Source organism: Rhodoplanes roseus (genome assembly GCF_003258865.1).
GTDB classification, from domain to species: Bacteria; Pseudomonadota; Alphaproteobacteria; order Rhizobiales; family Xanthobacteraceae; genus Rhodoplanes; species Rhodoplanes roseus.
The window spans coordinates 1-8,304 of record NZ_NPEX01000251.1 but is presented as its reverse complement, the minus strand read 5'-3'; the positions used below and the strand labels follow the sequence as shown (position 1 = coordinate 8,304).

At 72.0% G+C, this 8,304-nt stretch carries 6 protein-coding genes; 3 read left to right on the top strand and 3 right to left on the bottom strand.

Annotated elements, in window-relative coordinates; all coding sequences use genetic code 11:
* Positions 1–287 precede the first annotated feature (287 nt).
* Positions 288–563 (bottom strand): hypothetical protein, encoded by a 276-nt coding sequence (locus CH341_RS24725; RefSeq protein WP_111421644.1) that lies wholly within the window; start codon positions 561–563, stop codon positions 288–290.
* Between the two features lie 263 nt (positions 564–826).
* On the opposite strand from CH341_RS24725, the gene kce reads away from it, so the two are divergent.
* The 3 genes from kce (at position 827) to CH341_RS24710 (ending at position 4,526) form a co-directional block, all read left to right on the top strand.
* On the top strand, positions 827–1,810 hold the full coding sequence (kce, locus tag CH341_RS24720) for a 3,5-dioxohexanoate:acetyl-CoA acetone transferase (protein ID WP_210208599.1): 984 nt from the start codon (positions 827–829) through the stop codon (positions 1,808–1,810).
* A gap of 251 nt (positions 1,811–2,061) precedes the next feature.
* Complete coding sequence (locus tag CH341_RS24715) at positions 2,062–3,861, top strand: potassium/proton antiporter (protein WP_111421643.1); 1,800 nt, start codon at positions 2,062–2,064, stop codon at positions 3,859–3,861.
* A gap of 206 nt (positions 3,862–4,067) precedes the next feature.
* Positions 4,068–4,526: a hypothetical protein gene (locus CH341_RS24710; protein WP_111421642.1), complete on the top strand. Its 459-nt coding sequence runs from the start codon at positions 4,068–4,070 to the stop codon at positions 4,524–4,526.
* 39 nt (positions 4,527–4,565) lie between these two features.
* Here CH341_RS24710 and CH341_RS24705 read toward each other — a convergent pair whose 3' ends face one another.
* Together CH341_RS24705 and CH341_RS24700 are read right to left on the bottom strand one after the other, a co-directional pair.
* Positions 4,566–7,490 (bottom strand): autotransporter family protein, encoded by a 2,925-nt coding sequence (locus CH341_RS24705; protein ID WP_111421641.1) that lies wholly within the window; start codon positions 7,488–7,490, stop codon positions 4,566–4,568.
* Positions 7,491–7,601: 111 nt separating this feature from the next.
* Positions 7,602–8,304: DUF4384 domain-containing protein (locus CH341_RS24700; RefSeq protein WP_146604611.1), on the bottom strand; the 703-nt coding region annotated here is incomplete at its 5' end.

The window sequence follows — 8,304 nt, the reverse complement described above, 5'->3', positions numbered from 1 at the left end:
TCGCGCCGAGCCCGACGAGGCCCGCGCCGCCTATCGCGAGACCCAGCTCACCTCGGCGGGCGCGGCGCCCCGCCGGCTCGCCCGCATCGCCTGACGTCCAGCAGTCCGCGCCCGCTCGCCAAAAAGCGAACGGCCCGCCCGGCGGAGAGCCGAGCGGGCCGAGGGGATCGGCCGGCGAGGGGGGCATGGGGAACCGGCCGGACCGACCCCACTAGCGTGCCGTTCGGCGCGCCTGACCCCGTCAGCCGACGGCCGTCCGTGGGGTCGGCTCCAAACGGCGCGGCGTGTCACCAGCCGCAAATCTTCACCGAACCGACGTACTGGCCCCAGGCGTTGTAGCGGGGCGCCCAGCGGCAGCCCGGACCGTAACCGTAATAGCCGTAGGCGGGACCGTAGGCCGACGAGGCGGCGGCGAGCCCGATGGCCGTGCCGGCGACGATGCCGAACCCGAGGGCGGGGCCGAACTTCGGCTGGGCGGACGCCTCGCTGGTGGAGGCGGCGACGCCCCCCGCGACGGTGGCGGCGACGAGGGCGAGGGCGGCGAGCTTGGTCTTGATCGACATTGTGTTTCTCCTTCGGGCTGGACTGCGGCGACGCCGCGATTGTCCATGTGTCGTCGCCCCGAAGCCCCGCGTTCAGGCCGCCCGCCGGCCTGTGTGACCGACCTCACACGAGCCCTGGTCTCGCCGGCCGAACCATGTAAGCTCCCCCTCGGGGAGCGCGACCCACGCCACGAGACGTCCGAGAACGTGCGGCGCGCCCGCCGGGGAGAGGGGGACCGTTTGGGTCCCGCACGACCATCGCAACCAAGGAACAGGGCACCAGCATGTCGGGCACCACCGCGGCCAGCTCCGCGACCAAGACCGCGACCAAGACCGCGACCAAGGGCAAGGTCATCATCTCGTGCGCCATCACGGGCGCCATCCACACGCCGTCGATGTCGCCCCATCTGCCGGTGACGCCGGACGAGATCGCCCGCTCGGCGATCGGTGCCGCCGAGGCCGGCGCCGCCATCGTGCATCTGCACGCCCGCAACCCCGAGACCGGGCGGCCCGACCAGTCGCCGGAGGCCTTCGCGAAATTCCTGCCGGCCATCAAGGCGGGCTGCAACGCGATCATCAACATCACCACGGGCGGCGCCCCCACCATGCAGGTGGCGGAGCGCGTCCAGCCGGCGGCGGTGCACAAGCCCGAGCTCGCCAGCCTCAACATGGGGTCGATCAACTTCGCCCTGTTCCCGATGCTGAACCGCTTCAAGTCGTTCAAGCACGACTGGGAGCAGCCCTATCTGGAGGGCACCCGGGATCTCATCTTCCGCAACACCTTCAAGGACATCGAGTTCGTGCTGAAGACCTGTCTGGACAACGGCACGCGGTTCGAGTTCGAGTGCTACGACATCGGCCATCTCTACAATCTGGCGCATTTCCTCGAGCGCGGCCTGGTGAAGCCGCCGCTGTTCGTGCAGTCGGTGTTCGGCATCCTGGGCGGCATCGGCACGCATCCCGAGGACGTGCAGATGATGCGCCGCACCGCCGACCGGCTGCTCGGTCCCGACACCTATCGCTGGTCCGTGCTCGGCGCCGGCCGCGCCCAGATGCCGATCGCCGCGACGTCCGCCGCGATGGGCGGCAATGTGCGGGTCGGCCTCGAGGACTCGCTGTGGATCGGCCCCGGCAAGCTCGCCGAGAGCAACGCCCAGCAGGTCACGAAGGTGAAGCAGATCATCGAGGGCCTCGGCCTCCAGGCCGCGACGCCGGACGAGGCGCGCGAGATCCTGGCGCTGAAAGGCGCCGACAAGGTCGGGTTCTGAGCGGGATCGGCCTCACTCCGCCCTCGCCCCGAGGAGCCGCCGACGGCGGCGTCTCGAAGGGCGAGGGCGGCCACATGGTTCGAGACGCGCTCCTCCGAAGCGCTCCTCACCATGCGGAGACAAGTTCGGTGCGACATCCAGAAGCGGCGACGACCCTCGCCTCTGCCAGCTCACGCTGGTCCCCCGGGACGATCCCCCGTATCGTGTGACGAATCCCGTTCACGCGACCGAAGGACGTTCCCGCAGGCCCGATGGATGCTCTCGACACCGTCAGTCTCTCCATCCTGCTCGGCGCCCTTCTGGTCCTTGCCGGCATCATGTCGAGCCTCGTCGCGCTGCGGTTCGGGGCGCCGCTGCTCCTCGTCTTCCTCCTCGTCGGCATGGTGGCGGGCGAGGCCGGGCCCGGTGGCGTGCGCTTCGACGACGTGCGGCTCGCCTACACGGTCGGCTCGGTCGCCCTCGCACTGATCCTGTTCGACGGCGGCCTGCGCACCCGCTTCAGCACCTTCCGCAGCGTGCTGGCGCCGTCGCTGACGCTGGCCACCGTCGGCGTGTTCATGACCGCGGCCCTCACCGCCCCGGTGGTGGTGTGGATGCTCGGGCTGAACTGGCTGGAGTCGCTGCTGGTCGGCGCGGTGGTCGCCTCCACGGACGCGGCCGCCGTGTTCTTCCTGCTGCACGGCCGCGGCTTGCGCCTGCGCCCGCGCGTCGCCGCGACGATCGAGATCGAGTCCGGCACCAACGATCCGCTCGCGATCTTCCTCACCATCCTGCTGGTGGAGCTTCTGGTGATGGGCGACCGGCCGTGGCCCGTCGTCGTCGCGAGCCTGCTCGGCCAGGGCTTCGGCGGCGCCGCGCTGGGCCTGCTGGGCGGGCGCGCCACCGTGCTGGCGCTCAACCGGCTGGCGCTGCCGCAGGGACTTCACGCGCCTTTCGTGACGACGGCGGCCCTGACCGTGTTCGGCGTCGCCCAGGCGGTGCACGCCTCGGGCTTCCTGGCCGTCTATCTGGCCGGGCTGATCGTCGGCAACCGGCCGACCCGCGCCCACAACACCGTCATCGCCTTCCTGGACGCGGCGACCTGGCTCGCTCAGATCGCCATGTTCGTGCTGCTCGGCCTGCTCGCCTGGCCGGAGCGGCTGCTCGCCAGCGGCCTGCAGGCGCTCGCCGTCGCCGCGACGCTGATGTTCGTGGCCCGGCCCGTCGCCGTGTTCCTCTGCCTCGCCCCGTTCCGCTTCTCCTGGCGCGAGCGCGCCTTCATCTCCTGGGTCGGGCTGCGCGGCGCGGTCGGCATCTTCCTCGCCTCGATCCCGCTGCTGGTCGAGCTGCCGCGGGCGGAGCTCTATTTCAACATCGGATTCGTGGTGGTGCTGGTGTCGCTGCTGGTGCAGGGCTGGACGCTGGCACCCGCGGCGAAGCTCCTGCGCATCGCGCTGCCGCGCGCCGAGCCGGCGCCGCGCCGGGTCGAGCTCGATCTCCCGGGCCAGCTCGAGCAGGAGCTGGTCGGCTATCACGTCGGCACCAGCAATCCCTATCTGCGGCGCAAGATCGTGCCGTCCTGGGCCAAGCCCGTGCTGGTCGTCCGCGACCAGCGCGTGCTCGCCGCCGCCGAAGCCGGCGCGATCAAGCCGGGCGATCACATCTATCTGCTGGCACCGCCCGAGAAGGCGCAGGCGCTCGATCGCTTCTTCGTCGAGATGCCGCCGCCGCCGGCGCCCGACCCGCGGCTGCTGGGTGACTTCGTCGTCGGCGCCGAGGTGACGCTCGGGGCGCTGGGCGAGATCTACGGGCTCGACATCGCGTCGGCCGATCGCGACGTCACGCTGGCCGACCATGTCGCGAGCCAGCTCGGTCATCCGCCCCATCCGGGCGACGTGTTGCCGCTCGGCGCCATTGCCCTGGTGGTCAATGCCGAGGCCGGCGGGCGCGCCACCCGGATCGGCCTGCGGCTCGCCGACCCGGACCCGGAACCGCGGCGGGGACGGGGCCGGCGACTGACGCGCCTGCTCGTCCGCATCCGGTCGCTGGCACGGGCGCTCTGGGAGGCGTGACCACCCATGGTGCGCGCGGCACGCCGTCGCGGGGTCAGTGTGGCGGGTTCCGGAACAGGCCGGCGGCTCGCGAAGTTGATGCTCGGACCCCTGCTGTCTCGCGTGCGGCGCGAGCGCGCGCGTCTGCTCGCGGCCGCCACCGTGGCCCAGGCGTCGGCGGCGTGGAACAGTCGCAGTTCGAGATCGCAACCTTACGGAGACCCCCGATGAATCTGTCCTTCGAAACGCTTCTCCTGGTCGCGCTGGTCGGCGCCGCGGTCGGATTTCTCGGCCGGATGATGTCCGGGGACACGGGCCTGGGGACGCTCGGCGACGTCGCCGCCGGCGTGGTCGGCGCCATCGCGGGCGCGGCGGCCGCGCCGAAGCTCGGCATCGCGGCGGACACCACGAACTTCGCGATCATCCTGGTGGCGCTGGTCGGCGCTGTCGTGGTGCTGCTCGGCGCCCGCTATCTCGCCGAGGTCTGGCAGTCGCAGCGCCGCACCTCCGCCGAGCCGGACGCCCGCGAGCAGGCCCCGCCGACGGCGGCGGAGCGCACCACCTTGGCTCCGGCAGCCGACACGACCACCAACTGGGTCCGCCGTGCCACGCCCGAGCCGCGCCAGCCCCGCGAGCCCGAGCCGCGGGACGTGCCGCAGCCGCGGCTGTGGTTCCGGGAATCCTGACGCTTTCGCGCGCCGCGTCGGCGGCTCGCGCCCGCGCCGTCAGAACGCCATGCGGAACCGGCCGCTGACGACGTGCGCCACGTAGTCGTCGGCGCCGAGCTTCACGTCGTAGCCGAGCGAGGCCTGCAGGCGCTCGGCGACGACGGCGGTGAGGCCGACGCCGAGCACGCCGAAGTCGCGCCCCGGGCCGCCGACCGTGGTGCCGAAGCTCAGCGGCAACGCCTGGTCGACGAAGGTGGCCGTCAGGGTCCGGCTCGGATCCAGGAACTCGTGTTGCCAGAACGCCCGCCACTCCGGCGTCACCAGCCCGAGCCCGGTGTGCCAGTCGGTGCGGCCGCGCATGCCGAGAGTGCTGCGCAGCGAGTCGGCCGTGTCGTCGCCGACCGAGAGGGCGGCGTCGCCCGTCTCGGTGAACGCGTCGATCGTCACCCGGGTGTATTGCAGGCCGAGCTCCGGGGTCAGGACAGTATGGCCGAGCCGCACGTCGGTGCCGACCGCGCCCTGCGCGGCGAACTGATCGCCGGCCGTGCTGCTCGTGTTGGCCGTGCCGAGCGCGACGCGGGTGCTGTCGTAGTCGCTGCGGCCGTAAAGCACGGCGCCCTGGGCGAACCAGCTCGCGCCGCGCCAGCCGCCGTAGACGCCGCCGAGCCATGTCGTCACGGCGCCGGAGCTGCCGATGTCGTCCAGGTCGGCGTTGGTGCGGCCGTAAGCCCCGAGCACGCCGATCAGGAGCTCGGGGGAGAGGCGATAGTCGACGCCGGCCGTCACCCCGGCCGTGCGATAGCGCATCGCCGGCGAGGTCGCCGAAGCGCTCTGTCGCGCCGTGGCGGCGCTGCCCTGGACGAAGCCGCCCCACGGCGATTCGGGCGCCACCGGCACACCCATCGCCTTGACCGGCATGCCGCCAGGGGTGCGGTCGAGCGCCGCGAAGGCGGACGATGCGGCTCCGGTCGGCGTCGCCGAAGCGAACGCCGTCGCCGTCGTCGGGTCGAGCAGCGGGTCGAGGCCGGCGGTCGCCCGGTTGCCGTCGACCAGCGCCGCGACCGCGTCGAGGCCACGCATCTCGAATCCCGCCATGCCCTGCCGCGCATGGGTGAGGCGCTGGCCGATCGTGTCGGTGGTCCGCAGCATCGTGTCGAGGCCGATCGTCGTGAAGGTCTGGAAGGCGCGCGGCGTCAGTTGCGCCATTGCGCCGGCGACGTCCGTCGCGGTCGCGACCCGGTCGATCAGGGTCTGGGTGGCGAGGCTCGCGCTGGTCGTGGTCGATCCGTTGTCGAGCGCCCAGGCGATGCCGCTCGTCGCGCCGCTGGTCGCGTAGGAGGAGAACGACCGCGACACGCCGGTGAACTGCTCGAAGCTCGTGTACAGCGTGCCGCCGATATTGACGGTCTGGCCCGCCAGCAGCGCGGCCTTCTTGGCGTCGCCGAGGCCGACCTTCAGGTAGTCGAGCGTGTCGGTGCCGGCGCCGCCGTTGACCAGGCCGACGATCCTCGAGCCCGCCCCGATCGTCACCCTGTCGTCGCCGCCCTCCATGTTGATGGCGCGTCCGGTATTGCCGATGATGGTGCCGTGGTTGGTCAGCCCGTCGGCGCCTTCACCCATCTGGATCGCCGAGCCGTCGCCGAGGATGAAGCGCGCGGAGCCGGAGCCCGACGTGTAGGTGACGCCGTCGAGCGTCCCGACCGTGTTCGGGTCGACGCTGCCGTCCTGCAGGGTCACGGCGGCGGTCGGGTTCGGGATGGTGCCGTTGCCGACGATGGTGCCGTAGTTGACGAGCGTGTCGTTGTCGGCGGCCGTGCCGGTCTTGTTCTCGAGGCGGACGGCGTAGCCGTTCAGCCCGACGATGGTGGCGCCGGCGGAGTTGACGATCGTCGTCGAGGCGTAGCCGCTGCGGGAGCCGCCGGTGTTGTGGTCGTTGCCGACCGTGATGCCGTAGTCGGCGCCCGAGATGGTGCCGTAGTTGTCGATCGTGCCGCCGCCGATCGTGATGCCCTCGCTGCGGTTGAGGCGACCGTCCTCGTCGTAGCCCTTCGCGCCGAGGCCCTGGATCAGGCCGTAATTGACGATCGTCGCCGTGTGGTCGACGTCGATGCCGTCGCCGTCGCCGCGCGCCGAGGTGGTGTCGATGGTTCCGGTGATGGTGCCCCAGTTGTACACGGTCGCGGTGTAGTCGGAGCCGATGCCGGAGCCGTCGCGGCCCGTGATGGTCCCGTCGGCGTAGTTGTACACCGTGGGGCTGCTGTTGGTTCCGGCGTTGATGCCGCTCTTGGCGCCCGAGATCAGTCCGTAGTTGTAGACCGTGCCGGTGTGCTCGTCCTGCAGGTCGATGGCGTCGGCGCTCGGCCGGTCGGTCGGCACCGCGACCGCATCGGCGATGATCCGGCCGTAATTGGTGATGGTGAAGTTGTTGCCCGGCCGGATGGCGTCGTTGTCGGCGGCCGAGATGGTGCCGGTCGACCGGTTGACGATGGTGACGGTGGCGGCCGAGGCGATCGCGTCGAGGTCGAGCGCCTGGCCGCTGCTCGTCGACGAGATCAGCCCGGCATTGTCGATCGTGATCACGCTGGCGCTCGACGGCGAGACATTGACCCGGATGGCGTCGTTGGTCGACGTGATCACGCCGGTCGCGGCGTTGGTGATGGTGATCAGCCGCAGGTTGCCGTTGCTGCCGCCGATGTTGACGGCGCGGCCGCTGCTGTTGGTCGACTGGATCGTACCGGCGTTCTGGATCGTGATGCCGGTCGTGGTGGCGACCGTGGAGGACACCGCCGTCGCGCCGCTCACCGACAGGGCGCCGGTCGCCTCGACGATCAGGCGCGTGCCGTCGGTCAGCGTCTTGGCCGTCGTGTCGGTGGTGCCGGCCGGGACCGTGACGTCGGCGGCGAGAGCTGTCGCGGGCGCCGCCAGGGCGGCGACTGCGGCGATCAACGACACACGGCTCACGCCCGCGAGAAAACGCGCCATCACGGCCCCCGTTTTTACGACATCCCCGGCCTCAAGTAGCGGCTGGGATATGACAGTCGGATGACGAGGGGTTAGTCGCGCTAGACCGGGGCGGCGCTCGCGTCCAGGTGGTCAGCGGGCGCGGGTCTGCAGGCTCAGCACGGTGGCGGCGACGTCGCGCTGCGGCGGGCCGCCCGAAGCCGCGGCGGACGGCTGGTAGACCAGCGCTCGCCGCAGCGCGGAGAGGTACTCGCGCTCGGTCTGCCGGGTCGGCAGCTCGCGCGGGAACAGCGGTGTGGCCGAGGAGATCGCGATGATCATCTCGCGGCCGAACGGCGCGCTCACGGTGGCGCGGGCGCGGCCGTCCGAGCCGTCGCCGAACACCAGCGTTCGGCCCGCCTCGGCCGGCTCCGGCGCGCTGCCGCGCGGCTGGGCGAGATGCACCAGCGAGCCGTCGACCTGCACGTAGGACACGTAGAGATAACGCGGCCGGCTCGGTGTGCGCACCGCGATGCGCAGCGCGTCGCCGTCGCGCAGCATGCCGCTGCCGCCGAGCGCCACGGTCGGCCGGTCGCCGGCCGCCAGCGCGTCGTCGAGCGTCTGCATCGCCTCGCATTGCGGCCACGGCGCCACCAGCACGTCGCCGACCACGGTGCCGGGGCGTGCCGCGGCGGCCCGCCGGACCGTGTCGAGATCCTCGACCGAGGCGACGAAGCCGGACAGGACGGCGCCGCCGCCGTCGCGCCGCATGGTCACCTTGGCGCAGGGCAGGCGCTGCAGCTCGGGCAATCCGGCCGCGGTCGCCGGCGTGACGGCCGGGGCGGGGGCGACCGTC

Coding starts and splice junctions, on each gene's coding strand:
- CH341_RS24715 (WP_111421643.1), top strand. CDS start 2,062: ATGGATGCTCTCGACACCGTCAGTCTCTCCATCCTGCTCGGCGCCCTT.
- CH341_RS24725 (WP_111421644.1), bottom strand. CDS start 563: ATGTCGATCAAGACCAAGCTCGCCGCCCTCGCCCTCGTCGCCGCCACC.
- kce (WP_210208599.1), top strand. CDS start 827: ATGTCGGGCACCACCGCGGCCAGCTCCGCGACCAAGACCGCGACCAAG.
- CH341_RS24710 (WP_111421642.1), top strand. CDS start 4,068: ATGAATCTGTCCTTCGAAACGCTTCTCCTGGTCGCGCTGGTCGGCGCC.
- CH341_RS24705 (WP_111421641.1), bottom strand. CDS start 7,490: ATGGCGCGTTTTCTCGCGGGCGTGAGCCGTGTGTCGTTGATCGCCGCA.